At 61.7% G+C, this 16,134-nt stretch carries 21 protein-coding genes; 12 read left to right on the forward strand and 9 right to left on the reverse strand.

Features of this window, described 5'->3' with window-relative positions:
• Window positions 1-107 precede the first annotated feature (107 nt).
• The 3 genes from def (VDQ28_RS04770) (at window position 108) to fmt (ending at window position 2,118) form a co-directional block, all read left to right on the forward strand.
• On the forward strand, window positions 108-629 hold the full coding sequence (def, locus tag VDQ28_RS04770; protein WP_323034853.1) for a peptide deformylase: 522 nt from the start codon (window positions 108-110) through the stop codon (window positions 627-629).
• A 66-nt stretch (window positions 630-695) separates the two neighbouring features.
• The gene (def, locus tag VDQ28_RS04775) at window positions 696-1,193 is read left to right on the forward strand and encodes a peptide deformylase (RefSeq protein WP_323034854.1); all 498 of its coding nucleotides are present in this window, start codon (window positions 696-698) and stop codon (window positions 1,191-1,193) included.
• Window positions 1,194-1,215: 22 nt separating this feature from the next.
• The gene (gene fmt / locus VDQ28_RS04780) at window positions 1,216-2,118 is read left to right on the forward strand and encodes a methionyl-tRNA formyltransferase (protein WP_323034855.1); all 903 of its coding nucleotides are present in this window, start codon (window positions 1,216-1,218) and stop codon (window positions 2,116-2,118) included.
• Between the two features lie 119 nt (window positions 2,119-2,237).
• Here fmt and smpB read toward each other — a convergent pair whose 3' ends face one another.
• A complete protein-coding gene (smpB, locus tag VDQ28_RS04785) occupies window positions 2,238-2,714 on the reverse strand; it encodes an SsrA-binding protein SmpB (RefSeq protein WP_323034856.1) in 477 nt (158 codons plus the stop codon).
• Window positions 2,715-2,792: 78 nt separating this feature from the next.
• Here smpB and VDQ28_RS04790 point away from each other — a divergent pair, with 78 nt between their 5' ends.
• The 3 genes from VDQ28_RS04790 (at window position 2,793) to VDQ28_RS04800 (ending at window position 4,445) form a co-directional block, all read left to right on the forward strand.
• The gene (locus tag VDQ28_RS04790) at window positions 2,793-3,179 is read left to right on the forward strand and encodes an I78 family peptidase inhibitor (protein ID WP_323034857.1); all 387 of its coding nucleotides are present in this window, start codon (window positions 2,793-2,795) and stop codon (window positions 3,177-3,179) included.
• A gap of 245 nt (window positions 3,180-3,424) precedes the next feature.
• A complete protein-coding gene (locus VDQ28_RS04795; protein WP_323034858.1) occupies window positions 3,425-3,766 on the forward strand; it encodes a DUF2794 domain-containing protein in 342 nt (113 codons plus the stop codon).
• Between the two features lie 28 nt (window positions 3,767-3,794).
• Window positions 3,795-4,445: a pseudouridine synthase gene (locus VDQ28_RS04800; protein WP_323034859.1), complete on the forward strand. Its 651-nt coding sequence runs from the start codon at window positions 3,795-3,797 to the stop codon at window positions 4,443-4,445.
• A gap of 18 nt (window positions 4,446-4,463) precedes the next feature.
• Here the strand turns inward: VDQ28_RS04800 and VDQ28_RS04805 are convergent, their stop codons facing one another.
• The 8 genes from VDQ28_RS04805 to VDQ28_RS04840 form a co-directional block, all read right to left on the reverse strand.
• Window positions 4,464-4,928: a PTS sugar transporter subunit IIA gene (locus tag VDQ28_RS04805; protein WP_323034860.1), complete on the reverse strand. Its 465-nt coding sequence runs from the start codon at window positions 4,926-4,928 to the stop codon at window positions 4,464-4,466.
• Between the two features lie 70 nt (window positions 4,929-4,998).
• On the reverse strand, window positions 4,999-5,568 hold the full coding sequence (hpf, locus tag VDQ28_RS04810) for a ribosome hibernation-promoting factor, HPF/YfiA family (RefSeq protein ID WP_323034861.1): 570 nt from the start codon (window positions 5,566-5,568) through the stop codon (window positions 4,999-5,001).
• Between the two features lie 79 nt (window positions 5,569-5,647).
• Window positions 5,648-6,937 carry an RNA polymerase factor sigma-54 gene (gene rpoN, locus VDQ28_RS04815; RefSeq protein ID WP_323034862.1) on the reverse strand — a complete coding sequence of 430 codons (1,290 nt, stop codon included), beginning with the start codon at window positions 6,935-6,937 and terminating at the stop codon, window positions 5,648-5,650.
• A 64-nt stretch (window positions 6,938-7,001) separates the two neighbouring features.
• On the reverse strand, window positions 7,002-7,742 hold the full coding sequence (gene lptB, locus VDQ28_RS04820; RefSeq protein ID WP_323034863.1) for an LPS export ABC transporter ATP-binding protein: 741 nt from the start codon (window positions 7,740-7,742) through the stop codon (window positions 7,002-7,004).
• A 6-nt stretch (window positions 7,743-7,748) separates the two neighbouring features.
• Window positions 7,749-8,255, reverse strand: coding sequence for an LptA/OstA family protein (locus tag VDQ28_RS04825; RefSeq protein WP_323034864.1), 507 nt, complete (start codon window positions 8,253-8,255; stop codon window positions 7,749-7,751).
• A 10-nt stretch (window positions 8,256-8,265) separates the two neighbouring features.
• On the reverse strand, window positions 8,266-8,883 hold the full coding sequence (locus tag VDQ28_RS04830) for a hypothetical protein (RefSeq protein ID WP_323034865.1): 618 nt from the start codon (window positions 8,881-8,883) through the stop codon (window positions 8,266-8,268).
• 9 nt (window positions 8,884-8,892) lie between these two features.
• Entirely contained in the window at window positions 8,893-9,504 is a 612-nt protein-coding gene (locus VDQ28_RS04835; protein WP_323034866.1) for a ribonuclease D, read from the reverse strand.
• 515 nt (window positions 9,505-10,019) lie between these two features.
• Window positions 10,020-10,904, reverse strand: coding sequence for a LysR family transcriptional regulator (locus tag VDQ28_RS04840; RefSeq protein WP_323034867.1), 885 nt, complete (start codon window positions 10,902-10,904; stop codon window positions 10,020-10,022).
• A gap of 93 nt (window positions 10,905-10,997) precedes the next feature.
• On the opposite strand from VDQ28_RS04840, the gene VDQ28_RS04845 reads away from it, so the two are divergent.
• The 6 genes from VDQ28_RS04845 (at window position 10,998) to VDQ28_RS04870 (ending at window position 15,983) form a co-directional block, all read left to right on the forward strand.
• Window positions 10,998-11,228, forward strand: coding sequence for a heavy-metal-associated domain-containing protein (locus VDQ28_RS04845; protein WP_323034868.1), 231 nt, complete (start codon window positions 10,998-11,000; stop codon window positions 11,226-11,228).
• A gap of 68 nt (window positions 11,229-11,296) precedes the next feature.
• A complete protein-coding gene (locus VDQ28_RS04850; RefSeq protein WP_323034869.1) occupies window positions 11,297-13,216 on the forward strand; it encodes a cation-translocating P-type ATPase in 1,920 nt (639 codons plus the stop codon).
• A 40-nt stretch (window positions 13,217-13,256) separates the two neighbouring features.
• Window positions 13,257-14,039 carry a hypothetical protein gene (locus tag VDQ28_RS04855; protein WP_323034870.1) on the forward strand — a complete coding sequence of 261 codons (783 nt, stop codon included), beginning with the start codon at window positions 13,257-13,259 and terminating at the stop codon, window positions 14,037-14,039.
• A gap of 59 nt (window positions 14,040-14,098) precedes the next feature.
• On the forward strand, window positions 14,099-14,389 hold the full coding sequence (locus tag VDQ28_RS04860) for a helix-turn-helix domain-containing protein (RefSeq protein WP_323034871.1): 291 nt from the start codon (window positions 14,099-14,101) through the stop codon (window positions 14,387-14,389).
• Entirely contained in the window at window positions 14,382-14,630 is a 249-nt protein-coding gene (locus tag VDQ28_RS04865) for a hypothetical protein (protein ID WP_323034872.1), read from the forward strand. The genes VDQ28_RS04860 and VDQ28_RS04865 overlap by 8 nt, the downstream gene beginning before the upstream one ends.
• A gap of 174 nt (window positions 14,631-14,804) precedes the next feature.
• Window positions 14,805-15,983 carry a hypothetical protein gene (locus VDQ28_RS04870; protein ID WP_323034873.1) on the forward strand — a complete coding sequence of 393 codons (1,179 nt, stop codon included), beginning with the start codon at window positions 14,805-14,807 and terminating at the stop codon, window positions 15,981-15,983.
• Window positions 15,984-16,134: the final 151 nt, after the last annotated feature.

Here is a 16,134-nt window from a genome sequence, read left to right on the forward strand (position 1 = left end):
TGCACCTCCCTCATTTTCCGCCGCAGTGTGCCGCCCTAATCGACGGGTGCAACCCCCAAACGCACGCACCCGTTGCGAAGCGCGTTTGGATCGCCTATTTGACCCCCATGACACTGCGAAACATCCTGATTCATCCCGATCCGCGCCTGAAAAAGGTCTGCGCCCCCATTGAGGCCGTGACCCCAGAGATTGGCGCTTTGGCCGAGGATATGTTGCAAACGATGTATGATGCCCCCGGCGTCGGCCTTGCCGCACCGCAGGTCGGCATCTTGCAGCGGGTGTTCGTGATGGATTGCGTCAAAGAAGAAGATGCGCCGGCAAAACCGATGGTGCTGATCAATCCCGAGATCACCTGGACCTCGGAGGAGATGAACACCCATGAAGAGGGCTGCCTGTCGATCCCGGATCAATACGCGCAGGTGACACGCCCGAAGATGGTGCGTATGCGCTGGCTGGGGCTGGACGGGAAGCTGCATGAAGAGGAATTCGATGACCTCTGGGCGACCTGCGCGCAGCACGAACTGGACCACCTGAACGGCAAGCTGTTCATTGATTATCTGGGCGCGATGAAGCGGCAGATGATCACCCGCAAGATGGTGAAGCTGAAGCGCGAATCCGCGCGGGACTGAGCGGGCGCGACATCTGTGGCCGGCGGTGAACCCTGCGCTTACCCCTGTTTTTTTTGAGGTTCCCCGATGATCCGTCGCTGCATTCCCTGGCCTGACAAACGCCTGCGCACGAAGGCCGCGCCTGTCGAGGCGATCACCGATGAGATCCGCGCGATCTGGACCGATATGATTGACACGATGGAGGCAATGCCCGGGGTCGGGCTTGGCGCGCCGCAGATTGGCGTGATGCTGCGGCTGGCGGTGGTGGATGCCTCGGAGTCCGGCGGGAAGGCCGTGCGTCTGGCCAACCCGGAGATTTTGCACGCCTCGGTGCACCCACGCAGCCACGAGGAAGCCAGCCCCAATCTGCCCGGCGTGTCGGCCAGGATCGAGCGGCCGCGCGCCGTGACGGTACGGTTCCTGAACGACGCGGGCGAGAGCGAGGAGCGTGATTTCGTTGGCCTTTGGGCGACCAGCGTACAACATCAGATCGACCATCTGAACGGCAAGATGTATTTCGACCACCTGAGCAAGACGAGGCGCGACATGCTGCTGCGCCGCGCCAGAAAACTAAGCGTTGGGTGACGCCAACACACGAGGAGCCGCCATGCGTGTGATTTTCATGGGAACGCCCGACTTCTCGGTGCCGGTGCTCGAGGCGTTGCACGCGGCGCATGACGTCGTCTGCGTCTATTGCCAACCCCCCCGCCCGGCCGGGCGCGGCAAAAAGGAACGCCCGACACCGGTCCATGCGCGCGCGCTGGAACTGGGGCTGATTGTGCGCCACCCCGAACGCCTGAAATCCGCCGAAGAACACGAGGCCTTTGCGGCGCTGAAGGCCGATGTGGCGGTGGTGGTTGCATATGGATTGATTCTGCCGCAGATAATTCTGGATTCTCCGAAATATGGTTGCCTGAACATCCATGCGTCCTTGCTGCCGCGCTGGCGCGGGGCGGCGCCGATTCATCGCGCGGTGATGGCCGGTGATGCCGAAACCGGTGTCTGCATCATGCAAATGGAGGCAGGGCTGGACACCGGGCCCGTCGTGCTCTGCACAAGGACCCCCATCGGCAAGGCTGAAACCACCGGTGACGTGCACGATCGCCTATCGCAGATAGGCGCTGGTTTGATCGGTCAGGCCCTGGCGCAACTGCCGGATCTGGTGCCCACACCGCAGCCCGAGGAGGGCGTCACCTATGCCGCCAAGATCAGCAAGACCGAAGCGCGGATTGATTGGGCCGAGCCCGCAGATCTGGTGGCGCGCAAGATCAATGGTCTGTCACCCTTCCCGGGCGCGTGGTGCGAGACCCCGGCAGGGCGACTGAAGCTGTTGAACGCGGTCGCGCGTGCCGGATCTGGTGCGCCGGGGACGGTCTTGGGCGGGTTGCAAGTGGCGTGTGGCGACGGGGCCATCGACATTCTCAAAGCCCAGCGCGAGGGCAAACGCCCGATGACGGCAGAGGACTTGCTCCGGGGGATTGATCTGCCGGTTGGCAGTGTTTTCACCTGAGGTTCGGGGTTGCCGGTTTGGGGGCTCTGCCCCCGGACCCTTCGGGTCCTCCCCCGGGATATTTGAGGAACAAAGAGCGGGCAATTTTAGTCAAATTGTTTGCACTTTGGCAGAGGCGGTCATCCCTGCTCTTTGAGCAAGCGCCGCTTTTGGCGATCCCAGTCGCGCTTGGCGCTGGTTTCGCGTTTGTCGTGGTTCTTTTTGCCTTTGGCGATCCCGATTTTCAGTTTCACCATGCCGCGTGCGTTGAAATACATCCGCAAGGGCACCAGCGTCATGCCATCCTTGGATGTCGCGGCCCAGAGTTTGGACAGTTCTTTCTTGCTGACCAGAAGCTTGCGGCGACGGCGCTCTTCATGGCCCCAGGTCTTGGCCTGAAGATAGGGCGCGATATAGCCGTTGATCAGCCACAGTTCGCCGTTTTCGACGCTGGCATAGCTTTCGGCGATATTCGCGCCGCCCTGACGCAGCGATTTCACCTCGGACCCTTGCAGGATGATTCCGCATTCGAGATCGTCCTCGATGAAGTAATCGAAGCGCGCGCGCCGATTCTCGGCGATCAATTTGCTGTTTGGGTCGTGGTTTTTCCGGTCCATCCATGCGAGATATGGTTTTGATGTGAAGCTGTCTAGTGGCGCAAGCCGACAAACCTGTTATCAGAGTGGAGGCCACGCATGAGAATTCTGTTTGCACTTGGTGCTATCGCCCTTTTGGGGGGATGCCAGATGAATGGTCCGGTGACCCCGCCGCAAAACCCGGCGCCGCCGATGGTGACACCGCCAAGCAGCGGGACCCTGCCGCCGAGCACGCACCCGCGCGATTTGCCGCCACCAGGAGCGACGCCGCCCATCAGCCCGCCGCGTTCTGGCGAGGACCTGTGTGGCGCCAGACGGTTGCAGCATCTGGTTGGCCGCCCGCTGCCGCAGCCCTTCACCGCGCCGGGGCCGGTGCGGATTTATGCGTCCGGCCAGCCGGTGACGATGGATTACAGCGCGCATCGTTTGAATGTCGAGATTGACCGCAGTGGCCGGCGAATCGTCGTTGCCGTCACCTGTGGCTGAAACGGATGCCGGACGCCCCTTTCGAGGCGTCCGGTCAGTCCTCCGGTCCCGTGTTTCCAGAACGGCTGAGTGGGGGCTCAGCCGACAGAGACGCGGCAGTTACCTTTTACGGCGCCGCCCAGTATGGCCATGAATCAAGGCAAAATTTTGGCAAGACCGTTGCTTGCCGGGATTTTGCGCCCTTGTCCGCGATTCAATGCCGCATGAGGCTTGATTTCCGACCGCCTCGGGGCCACGGTTGAGGCATGAATATCCAGGCGTTTCCCAATGGCATGTCGTCACCTCAGGAGCAGGTCAGTTTTGACCGGCTGGAATTGGGGGCGATTCTGGGCGTGTACGGACGGTTCGTCGCCGCCGGGATTTTCCGTGATTACGGCATTTCGTGCCTCAAGCAGCGCGCGGTTTTCAGTATGTTTCGGCGCACGGCGGAGAATCCGACCTATCGTGTCGAGAAAATCCCCGCGTTGCGCAACAAGCAGGGGCAATACGCCTTGTTCGGCCCGGAGGGGCAAATCTTGCGGCGCGGGACGACCCTGCGCGGCGTGATGGCACCCCTGGAGCGGAAATTGCTGCGCGCGCTGGACTGAGACCCGGTCAACGCTGTAAGCGGGCGGGATGAATGACTTTGTGTACACCCCGCCGCAGGACGCCCCGGTTATCCTGTATGTTGATGATGATATTCTGGTGGCAGACAAGCCGTCGGGGTTGCTGTCGGTGCCCGGACGTGGCGAGGATCGCGCGGATTGCCTGATCGCGCGGCTCAGAGAGCAGTTTCCCGAGATCCTGCTGATTCATCGGCTGGATCTGGATACCTCTGGCGTGATCATCTTTGCCCTGACGCCGCAAGCGCAGGTGCATATCGGTCAGCAGTTCGAGAAACGCAAAACGCATAAGCGCTATGTGGCCTGCGTGGCGGGGCACCCAGCCGAGGACAAGGGCCAGATTGATCTGCCGCTGATTGTCGATTGGCCGAACCGGCCGCGTCAGAAGGTGTGCCAAGAGACGGGCCGGGCGGCGCAGACGGACTGGAAGCTGTTGCGCCATGAAGGCGAGAACAGCCGCGTGGTGCTCAAGCCGCTGACCGGACGCAGCCATCAGCTGCGCGTGCATATGCTGGCGATGGGGCATCCCATTCTGGGCGATCCGTTGTATGCGACTGGCGCGGCGGCGGCCTATCCGCGGCTTATGCTGCACGCCGAGGAACTGCGGTTGCGACATCCGCGAACCGGGGCGACGGTGAGTTTCCGGTCGCCGGTGCCGTTCTAGGGGTATCGTTTCGCCCTGTCACGCCGCCTTGGAATTCGGGCGCTCGCAGAGAATCGCATAGAGCTTGTCGGTGTCCTCATTGGCGCGCAATTTGGCGCAAATCGCGCTGTCGCGCAGGGTGCGGGACACACTGGCAAGGGCTTTCAGGTGTTCGACGCCGGCATCAACCGGTGCGAACAATGCAAAGATCAGATCAACCGGCGCACGATCCACCGAGCCATAGTCCATCGGCCGGTCCAGTCGGATGAAGACGCCGCGAACACTGTGGATTCCGTCGATTCGGGCATGCGGCAGGGCGACACCGTGGCCGACGCCCGTGGGGCCCAGGCTCTCGCGCTCTTGCAGAGCGTCGATGGCCAGCAATTCATCGATTTGATACGCGGCGGCTGCAGTTTCCGCGAGGTCTTGGAACAGGCGCTTTTTGCTTTTAACAGAGTTGCAAACCCGAATCGCTTCGGGTGTCAACAAATCAGCCAGTTCCATGCAGATCTCCTGCTCTTGTTGGCCTTTGAGTGGCCTCTGGCGTGTGAATACGCCAAAGGCCTGACCGTTGTTATTCTGGGTCAATCCAGCCGATATTCCCATCGTCGCGCCGGTGAACCACGTTGATCCGACCGTGACGCTCGTTACGGAATACCAGAACACCCGAATGTGCCAGTTCCATCTGCATGACCGCCTCACCGACTGAGATCGACGGAATGCGCGTCTCCATCTCGGCAATGATCATCGGCTGCAGTGACTCTGGCTCTTCGCCTTCGTAACCCTCATCAGCGGCGAGGATATACGACGGCGCGCCAGCGAATTCAACGGGCTCTGTGCGCTCGCGGTGATGGTCCTTCAAGCGCCTCTTGTAACGGCGCAATTGCTTGTCCATGCGCTCGCAGCAGGCATCAAAGGCTGCATAGACGTCGGTTGTTGCCCGGCCCTTGGCCTGAGCGGTTAACCCGCTAGATAGATGTACGGTCGCTTCGCATACAAGATTGTGGGCATCCCGGGAAAACACGACATAGGCGTCGGTTGGACGCTGGGCATACTTTTCCAGCATCGCGTCGAGTTCTTTCTCGACGTGTTCTTTCAAAGCATCACCAGTGTCGATTTGTTTTCCGCTGATTTGATACCGCATAGGCCTCTCCTTTTTGTCACGGACGCCCTGGGCCAACGTGGCCACGGGTGTTACCGCAGTCTCGACCTGTCGTTGCGGATCATCCCCCCGGCTTTTCGGTGCCTCTGGCATGTGCCAGCTTGCGCCGCGCTGACGACGAAGGGATGCGCAGGCCTTGTCTGTATTTGGCGACAGTTCGACGGGCGATGTCAATTCCTTCCGCACTCAGTTTTTCGACAAGTGTCTCATCGGAAAGTGGTTTGGCTTTGACCTCGGCGGCAATCAGGTCGGAAATGCGCTTTTTCACCGCCCGAGACGAGATCATCCCGTGCGGTCCGGAAAGCGCGGAGGAAAAGAACATCGCCAAGGGCCACAACCGCCCATCGACGTCAATCGCCTTGCCCGACACCGCGCGGCTGATGGTCGAGGGGTGCAGGTCCAGCTCTGCCGCCAAATCCGCGCGCGAGGCCGGGACCAGCCCCTCGGGCCCCTGCAGGAAAAACATCCCCTGTGCCCGCACCAGCCATTCGCCGATTCGCGCCAGCGTGGCACCGCGTTGATCGACCGCGTCGATCAGGGTTTTGGCGCGGAGCAACAGGTCCGGCGCAAAGCCTTCCGTTTCCGCCCGGCGCACCATTGCCATGTCCAGCATCACCGTTGGACGCGCGGACATATGCGGGACAATGGCAAATTGCCCGTCGCTGTAGCGTTCCAGCCGCAGATCGGGGCGAAGCGGCGCAGCCTCGCTCAAGGGGCGCTCTGGCACCGGACGAGGCGACAACCCGCGCAGCAGGTTGGCACGGGCGCGCAGGGCGTTTTCATCGAGGCCCAGCGTGGCTTTCAGAACCGGCCAGTCCCGTTTTGCGAAGGCGGGTAGCTGCCAGACGGTCGCGGCGGCGTCCCCGGCATCCAGCCCCTTCGCGACCAGTTGCAACTGCAAACACTCGGGCAATGTGCGCGCACCGATACCCGGCGGCTCACAGGATTGCAGAACCTCCAGGGCCTGTTCAAGCAGCGCCTCGGGCTGCACGATTTCGGCGGCGAGGATGCGCAGCTCGACATCCAGAAACCCGTCCTCGCGCAATTCGCCCACCAGAAATTCCGCCAAGGCGGCGATCATCGGCGACAACGGCTTCAACGCGAGTTGCCGGCGCAGATCCTCTTGGAAGCCAAGGTCAGGCGCGGCGAGATCGGCCTCGGGCAAGGCCTCGGCGGCACTCATGCGGCTGGGGGGCTCGTGGCGCAAAAACGGGTTGCGCGCGGCCTCACGCGCGATTTCCTCGGCCAGATCCAACGGCCCCATGCGCAGGATCGACAGCCGTGTGCGCAGCGTGGGCGTCAGCGCGAGACGCTGCTGCAGGCGCAGTTCAAGGCGGTTTTTCAGGACCATCGGGTTATTCGGGCCTCGCGGTCATTGGGGCCATCAATCGCAGATCATCGGCGGGTCAAGCCCGTCAGCGGTAGCTCTCGCCCAAGTACACGCGCCGCACATCCTTGTCGGCGACCACCTCGTCGGGTGTGCCACTCATCAACACTTTTCCATCATGCAGGATATAGGCCCGGTCGACGATCTCAAGCGTCTCACGCACATTGTGATCGGTGATCAGCACGCCAAGGCCACGGTCGGTGAGGTCCGAGACCAACGCGCGAATGTCGGCAACCGCAATCGGGTCCACCCCCGCGAAGGGCTCATCGAGCAGGACAAAGGACGGATCCGAGGCCAGACAGCGCGCGATCTCGGTTCGGCGACGCTCGCCACCGGACAATGCCATCGCCGGAGATTTGCGCAATCGGGTGATGGAAAACTCGGCCAGCAGTTCTTCAAGCCGGGCCGCACGCTGCGCGCGATCCGGAACGGCGATTTCCAGAATCGCCATGATATTGTCCTCGACGGAAAGGCCGCGAAAGATCGACATTTCCTGCGGCAGATAACCGATCCCCTTGCGGGCGCGCCGATACATCGGCCAGCCGGACACATCGGTGCCGTCGATGCTGACCTGCCCGCCATCGGCCGGAACAAGCCCCGCCACGCAATAGAAACACGTGGTTTTGCCCGAGCCATTCGGCCCCAACAGCGCGACCACCTCGCCCCGGTTCAACGACAGGTCGATGCCGCGCAACACCTGACGACGTTTGTAGCTTTTCCGCAGGTCCGTAACCTGCAGTCCGCCGCTTTGCACTGCGGGTTCGATCATGCTGGGTCATTCCATCCGGATGATGGTCCGGACGCGGCCGGTCATGCTGCCGGTGCCGGCGCGCAAATCGGCGATGAAGCGTTCGCCGGACAGCAGGTTTATCCCTTGCACCAACACCACGTCGCCGGTCATTTCCAACCGCTGATCGGCGATCGAATACACCGCGCGTTGTGCTTCGATCGCTTCGGTGTCGGTGACCATGGCGACGCCCCCTGACGCGGTCAGCGAGCCGATACGCTGCGTCCCGGCGCGCGCGCCCGGCGCGTATTCCAACCGCAGCGATTGCGCAGAGATCCGCATACGCCCCTGAACCGCCAACACATTGCCGGAAAAGGTTGACGCGCCCGAGGTCTGATCAACTTCAAAGTTGTCGGCGGTGATCTCCAGCGCGCTCCCGTCCAGTTGCAACGACGAGCCGAAGCTGAAACGCACATTCTGCGCGTTGGCAGAGGTGCCGCCGATCAGCGCGGCCAAGGTCAGACAAAAGGCAAGACGCAATAGGGCGCGCGACATGATGGGCTCCTCAATTCTCAGGTTGATATAACAAACGCACACCGCCCCCGAAAACAAGCACATAACCGGATCCGGGTGCGGAATCAGTGCGCATAACCAAGTTTCCGGCGTTGATTTCACCGGCCGGGGCGCGGCCGCTGATGGCACCGGGGGCCTGAACCAGCGTCGAGTCGAGCAAACCCGACAGCGCGTCGGTGGTCAGGACATAGCCCGGGCTTGCCTGAACCTCGAGGCCGCCGGACATTTCGAAGCGTCCGGTGCCCCGGTCGAGGATTCCGCCCTCGGCGCGGGCGGACAAGACCTCGCCCTCGCGCCCTTCGATCCGCAGCCGCAGGCCGGTCACTTCCAGCAGCAGCGTCGCATTCGGGTCAGAACGCGCGGTTTCGGTGATGATGGTCAGCGCGGCCCCGTCATCGGTGACACCCGCAAAGCGCGCGCCGGACAGGCGGGGGTCGCGGGCGCGCTCTTGCACGTCAATGTCGGCCATCGGAATCGCCTGGGTCGGATCAATCGTGCGGGCCAGCAGGAAGACCAGCGACAACAGGATCAAAGCGGTCAACGGCAGCGCGATTTTCAAGACCCCGACGAGCCGTGAATACCCTGCCTGTTGACTGCTCAGACCCACCATGACGCCCCCTCAATGCGAAAAGAGATCGACCTCTGGCCAACCCGCCAGATCCAGTGCCGCACGATGGGGCAGGAAATCAAAACACGCCTGCGCGATGTCCTGACGACCCTCGCGGACCAGCATGAAGTTCAGCTTTTCGCGCAACTGGTGCAGGTACAGGACATCCGAGGCCGCATAGTCGCGCTGCGCATTGGTGATATCCGCCGCGCCCCAATCGCTGGATTGCTGCATCTTGGAGATATCGACATTCAGCATCTCTGACAGCAGGTATTTCAGGCCATGCCGGTCGGTATAGGTCCGCACCAGTTTCGAGGCGATCTTGGTGCACCAGACCGGTGCCGCCAGAACGCCAAAGCGATGATACATCACCGCAATGTCGAACCGGCCAAAGTGGAACAGTTTCAGGACCTTGGGGTCCGCCAACAACCGGGTCAGGTTCGGGGCCTCGGTTTGATCCTGTGAGATCTGCACCAGATGCGCGGTGCCATCGCCGCTGGACAATTGCACCAGGCACAGCCGGTCGCGATGCGGGTTCAGGCCCATGGTTTCGCAATCAATGGCGACAATCGCGCCAAGGTCCAGATCATCCGGAAGATCGTGTTTGTGGAACTGCGTGGCCATGATGCCCCTCTCGTCTATGCGGTCGCGCCTTTGAAATCGTCGCTGGTCTAGCGAGGTTACGCGCCAAGAGATAGTGTTTATAACAGCTATGGCTCACAGTGACAGACGCAATCAAAACCGGTTGCCTTTTGCGTGCTATCGACTGTTTGCTGCGACCATCCACTTTGTTCAGGCGGCCCTTTGGCCAAAGTCATGCGATATTTCGCCCCCCCGGACACCGTTTCTCGCAGGCGAACCGTGCGATGACCGAGGCTGCGGCGCAGATCGACGGCGTGACCCGCATTTGGGCTTTGTTGGGGTAAGTCATCGGGCAAAATGCCACCCAACCAGACCAACGCGCTTTTTGCGCGGCGCGTCGAAGGGATAGGGGCCACGGCGGCAAACCCAAACACGCTTGTCCCTGTGCACAGTTACGGCCAGTTGCGGCGATTCATCACCAATCCCCGTCTCCGTTGCAGCACCCAAATTTCTGTCAACGGCACAAAACGCGGGTTACTCGCGGGCAAAATGCCGGATTACTGCCGCACGGCGTCCAGGCTTGCGCTCAGTGCCGGTGTCAGGAACTCCAGCACGGCGCGGATGCGGGCGGTGTGGCGCAGGTCTTCGTGGGTCAGAAGCCACAGATCGAGGCCGAAGGTTTCAGGCAATGCGGCGACGCGCGTCAAATCGTGTTTGTGGTCGGCGATGGCGCAGGGCAGCACCGCAAGGCCAAGTCCGGCCTTGGTCAGCCGCACGGCGCAGGCCACGGAATTCGTCCGCACAGTCGGGCGCACGCCGGGCAACAGCGCCTCGAGCTGGCGGGTCAACGCCGCGTGTGCGTTGTCAAAGCCGATCCAGTCGTGCTGCGCCAGATCCCGCGACGGGTGGGCCGCGCAATAGTCCGGCGATCCGTAAACCGCGAACTCCAACCGCCCGACGCGCCGCCCGACCAGCGTTTCGGGCGGCGTGTTGCCGATGCGCAGCGCAATATCCGTTTCGCGGCGCGACAGGTTGAGCGCCTCGTTGCCGACCACGATTTCCACCTCGATCCCCGGATAGGCGGTGCGAAACGCCCGCAGATGGTCCGGCAGCAGCCAGAACGCCAGCATATCAACCGCCGTCAGCCGCACCGTGCCGCTCAGGCGCAGATCCTGACCGGTGATGGTGCGATCCAGCGTCGCAACTTCGGCCTCGATGCTCTCGACAATGCGCAGGGTTTCCTCGCCTGCCGGCGTCAGCGCATAGCCGGTCGGCAGCCGCTCGAACAGCCGCACGCCGAGCGTATCCTCGACGCCAGCGATCCGCCGGAACACGGTGGAGTGGTTCACCCCCAGACGGCGTGCCGCCCCTGACAGGCTGCCCGCGCGCGCAACGGCCAGAAATATCCGCAGGTCGTCCCAATTGGCAAGCTGTGCATTCATGCAAGGCCACCTTTCCTTTTTCGGCACTCCCTGTGCGCTGAGTGTGCACCCATATTGAGTGCAGATGCAATGACCCGATGAAAGGATTTCGCCATGACCGAGACAACCATCCGCACGAAACTGCGCAGCGACGAGCTTTCCTGCCCCTCCTGCGTGCCCAAGATCGAAAAGGCGCTGATGGCCTTGCCCGGCGTGGCAAAGGCCGAGGTGATGTTCGCCAGTGGTCGTATCGAGGTCGATCATGACCCGGCACTCAGTGACGTGGACGCGCTGGTAAATTCCATCGCCAAATCCGGCTATACCGCCAAACCCTCGGCCTTCTGACCCCGCACCCACGTTACCCGCGCCCCATCGCCCCCGGCGGTGGGGCTTACTTTGAAAGGAGAGACCCCATGTTTTCCGCGATCCTCGACATTTACAGGCATCCGGCGGAGCGGCGCAAATGGCTGACCATCGCCAGTGGCCTGTTCATCACCGTGGCGCTGGTCGCGTGGTATGGCTTCGCGCAGGCGGCCCCTTGGGCACCGTTGATGACCATCGCTGCGGTTCTCGCCGGATATGACATTGCGCTGCGGGCCTGGTCCTCGCTGCGCTTGCGCCAACTCAGCATCGAATTGTTGGTCATTGTCGCCGCGATTGGCGCGCTGTTCATCAACAACCACTGGGAATCCGCCGCTGTAACCTTCCTGTTCATGCTCGGTGCCTGGCTGGAAAGCCGCACCATGAGCCGCACGCGCGGTGCCCTCAAGGCGCTGATCGACGCAGCCCCGGTGACCGCAACCGTGCTGCGCGGTGGCGAGACGATCGAGATAGGCGCGCATGAGGTGCAACTGGGCGAGACGGTTCTGGTCCGCGCCGGTCAGCGCCTGCCCGTCGATGGCGAGGTGATCGAGGGCACGGCGGCGGTCAACGAAGCCTCCATCACCGGCGAGCCGATCCCGGCCGAAAAATCCCCCGGATCGCGCGTCTTTGCCGGAACGCTGGCCGAGAACGGCCTGCTGCATCTGCGTGCTACGGGCGTTGGTGCCGACACCACGCTGGCCCGCATCATCAGCCGCGTCGAAGAGGCGCAAGAGGCCAAGGCCCCCGCCCAGCGGATGATCGAAAATTTCGGCCGCTGGTATACGCCGGGCGTGTTCGTGCTGGCAATCGTCAGCTATCTGGTTACGCGCAACGTGGAACTGGCCCTGACCCTGCTGGTTGTCAGTTGCCCCGGTGCGCTGGTTATCTCGACCCCGGTTTCGGTGGTGGCCGGGATCGGTCGTGCGGCGCGCTCCGGCATCCTGATCAAGGGTGGCGAGCATCTGGAGAACGCCGGGCGCATCAATGCGCTGGCGCTGGATAAAACCGGCACGCTGACCGAAGGTCAACCGCGTCTGGCCGAGGTCGTGGCTCTGGCGGGTCAATCCGAGGCCGATGTCCTGCTCTGGGCCGCCATTGCCGAGACCGGATCGACCCACCCGCTGGGCCGCCCGATCATCGAGGCGGCACGCAAGCAAGGCCCCTTGCCCACCGCCGACTCGCTGGAGGAAATCGCCGGCATGGGCCTGATTGCCCGCCACGACGGGCTTGAGATCGCTGTCGGCAGCCACCGTCTGTTCGATCACCTCAAGATCGGCTTCAACGCCGAGGCCAAAGCCGGGATTGCCCGCCTGCATGGGCTGGGTCATACCGTGGTGATCGTGGCGCGCAACGGCGAGGTCGTGGGTCTGCTGGGGCTGGCCGATATGCCGCGCGCCAGTGCCAGGCCGATGATCGACCGTCTGCATGCCCTGGGGGTAAGCCGCGTGGTGATGCTGACCGGCGACCAACGCCCCGCCGCCGAGGCGATCGCCAAGGTCGTCGGCGTTGACGAGGTGCACGCCGCGATGATGCCCGACGACAAGCTGGACCGGATCAAGGCGATGCAGGCCGAGGGCTTCCGCGTGGCCATGGTCGGCGACGGCATCAACGACGCACCGGCCCTGGCGGCGGCTGACATCAGCATCGCCATGGGCGCCAGCGGCAGCGACATCGCCATCGAGACGGCGGATATCGCGCTGATGACCGATGATCTGGGCAAGATTGCCGAGGCGATGGAAATCTCGCGCGCCACGCTGCGCAACATGCGCCAGAACCTTGTCATTGCCGTGCTGACCGTCTTCGGCCTGCTGATTGGCGTCTATACCGGCGGGGTCCACATGGCGGGCGGGATGCTGGTGCACCAACTCTCGGTGCTGGTGGTGATCCTGAACGCCATGCGCTTGCTACGCATCCCCAAACCCGCCAAAGCCAGAGCCGCCGCGCAAGACGCAAAGCGCGTCACGGCATAGCCGGTCGGCCCAACCTGCGTGTTGTAGAAAACTGAGAACCTTGGACGAGCAAGCGCAAATCGAGTTCTTTCAGCGCCTCATTGGGAACAGCCATCTTGAGCGTGTCGTGTACACGCCCAAGGTGATCGACCAGATCGGCGACGAATTCGCCATTCCTCACGCGAGTCGTGACGAAATCGGTCAGATTCTTGAAGTCGCTGCCAATGCGTTCAGTGACGAAGCTCGTCTCGAGGCTCTCGATTTCGAGCGCGTCCGGAAGGACCTTCGAAACCTCGAAAAGGCCGCAAAGTCACTCGCGACTGTCTTGGATACTCTCGCTCCCGACGCAATAGAGATCTTGATCCGAGTGGGCTTCGTGCAGCGACTTAAGGACATGCCCCTCCCGCGCATAACGCAGTCGGAGGCGTCGGCGGTACTGGGGTATACAGTCCCCGACAGCGATGGGTCCCGGTGCATCCCTCTGAGCGAAGCAACGACAATTGTGACAGCTCTCGGCCATTGCGCGGCTTATGCGCGTGAAAGGGTAGCCGAAAGCCGCAAAGGACGCCCCGAGATCGGAGCCTTGGTCGATCTACTGAACTTTGGGTTTCAGGTCTGGGAGAGCGTTCTCGGTCGGTCTTTCAAGTTGTATTGGGCTTCGAACGGCGACCCGATCACGGATGCGGCGCAGTTCAGCGTTCGGATTGCGCGGGTAGTTGAACCGTCCCTGACTCTACAACAGATCGCCACGGCGTCCCGTAAGGTGCGGGAAAAAGGTATGTCGTTCAGCAACTTGGAAGAAGTCCCCCAAGTTGCAGAGCATTACCGCAAGCAGTTTGAATAGATTTGCCAGAAGTCTGAGGCGTAGATCGTCGTCATTGAAACCTGCAATGAGGACAGACAATGAGAGACACTATTGCCCAAACCCAAGACGCTTTCTCCGGCACATTTATTGACGAGTGCAAGGTTGCTGAATTGCTTTGCCAATCGGTTCGCACCATCCAGAAATGGCGCGTTACCGGCAATGGACCGGGCTTCTATAAACTTGGCCGCTCTGTGCGCTATCAACTCGATGAAGTTATGGCCTGGGCTGAAGCCCGTCGGAAGGCACATACATCGCAAAGCAATCACGACACAGTAATCTCGTTCAAACACACAAACTGTGCTGGACCGAAAGGGCTTCGCCATGTTTGACGCACCACGCAATCCTTTTCTCCCGCCCAGATCGCTGAGCGAATTTCTTGTGATCTATGACGATAACGTTTGCGATCATGCCGACGATGCAGGCGTCGTAATCATGGGGCTAGTTGCAGGCGACGCGCTCTCCGTTTCGCATGATCGTGAGATGTCCATGGACACCGACACCAAGGAGTTGGTGATCGAGGTTCGGCTGGAAATCCGGGTTTCCAACCCAGACTCCACCAAGGTTCGGTGATGCAGTTACTACGGCGAACTAAACGCAAAACTGCACAGAGCTTGCTGCCGTGCTGCGCTTCCCAAAAAGCTGGCGGCGGGCGGGCGGGGCGCGGCGGTCGCGGAGCGACCGGCACGCACGCCGCCAGTTTGGGGGGGTCCTTGTAACACCCCCCCCCCCAAGAAATACATCAACGTGAAAGCCTCTGAAATGCACCTTATCCGTACAGGCTTCGATGGCCTCGATATCTCCTATCCCCTGACCATAAGTGAAGACCTCGCCGCTTTGATGCGCGAAGCGAGAGAAACGACAGAAACCGGAAACGGGGTTGTCGGATACTTTATGCACAATGGCATTGAAATGTCCGTCGCAGCCACTGGGTCGCGGGGTGGCTATGCTTATCGTTGCGATACCGGCTATAGTGGCCCGCAAGGGGAAATCTGGTTCTTCAAGCATCCGAGCGGCAATTCAGACGAATGGGGCGTACGCGTTTCATGCCGCGCATTGCCCCTTGCTTTGGATGGGTTAACCAAGACACGCGCCAGCATCGAGGACACGCTTGCCAAACTGGGGCTGGCCTATGTCCCCGGAACAGAGAGTATCGGTCGCGTTGATGTGGCTTGCGATATTCTCGCGCCCGACCTCGCCCCGGACCGAGCGCATTTCATCTCGCATGCACGTAGCACAGTCAAAGAAATCTCGGATTCGCTGGTGCAAGTGGTGGGCCGCTCTGGTCGGGTCGAGAGTATCACCATCGGCAAGAATCCAAACCGGCAAGTGGTGCTGTATGACAAGCGCGCGGAAGTCTTCGCGACCGGCAAGGGGTATTGGTGGCCGATCTGGGATGCAGCGCTGGAAGCAAAAGGCCTCCCGCCGCTCGATCTGTCGTTGCGTACTGCAAGCGCTGTCTGGCGGGTTGAAATTCGCGCGTTCAAGCGGCATCTCAAAGACAAATGGGAGGTGACAACGTGGGCCGACCTCCGCAAGAAACTGCCTCAAATCTTGGCTGAAGCGCTCGGTACTGTGCGCTATGTCGTGCCCAATGGCGACAGTAACCGCGCACGCTGGCCAGTACACCCATTGTGGTCGCTGGTTGGTCACGCCGTGGCCGAAGATATGCACGACCTCGCAAGCATGGTGGACCCCGCGATCATTACCAAGCTGCTCAAAGAAGAACGCGATGAGATGTTGTTCAAACAAATAGCCGGGTGCATGCTGTCGCGTGCAGCGCTGAACGACGTACCCGACAGCCGCCTCGGCGCGTACGTCATGGGCAGCGCCGACCAGATCGTACGGGACTGGCAGCGTAAACCTGAGCAAACCACGGCGAAGCTGGCGCAGGCAAGGGCCAAGTATGGTGGTGTGGTTGAGTGAGGTTTAGGGCAGCGAACGGCCCAAAGCGAACTTTGGGAACGGATGACCACGCCGCGGCGCAGCTTCACAAAAACGGTAATTCTTGCGTCTCGCAGGATTTTGTAGACGGCCAAAGTTCGCGGTGCGGAACGAACCGGGCTGTCGCTGCACT

The organism is Pararhodobacter sp. (assembly GCF_034676545.1).
GTDB lineage: Bacteria > Pseudomonadota > Alphaproteobacteria > Rhodobacterales > Rhodobacteraceae > Pararhodobacter.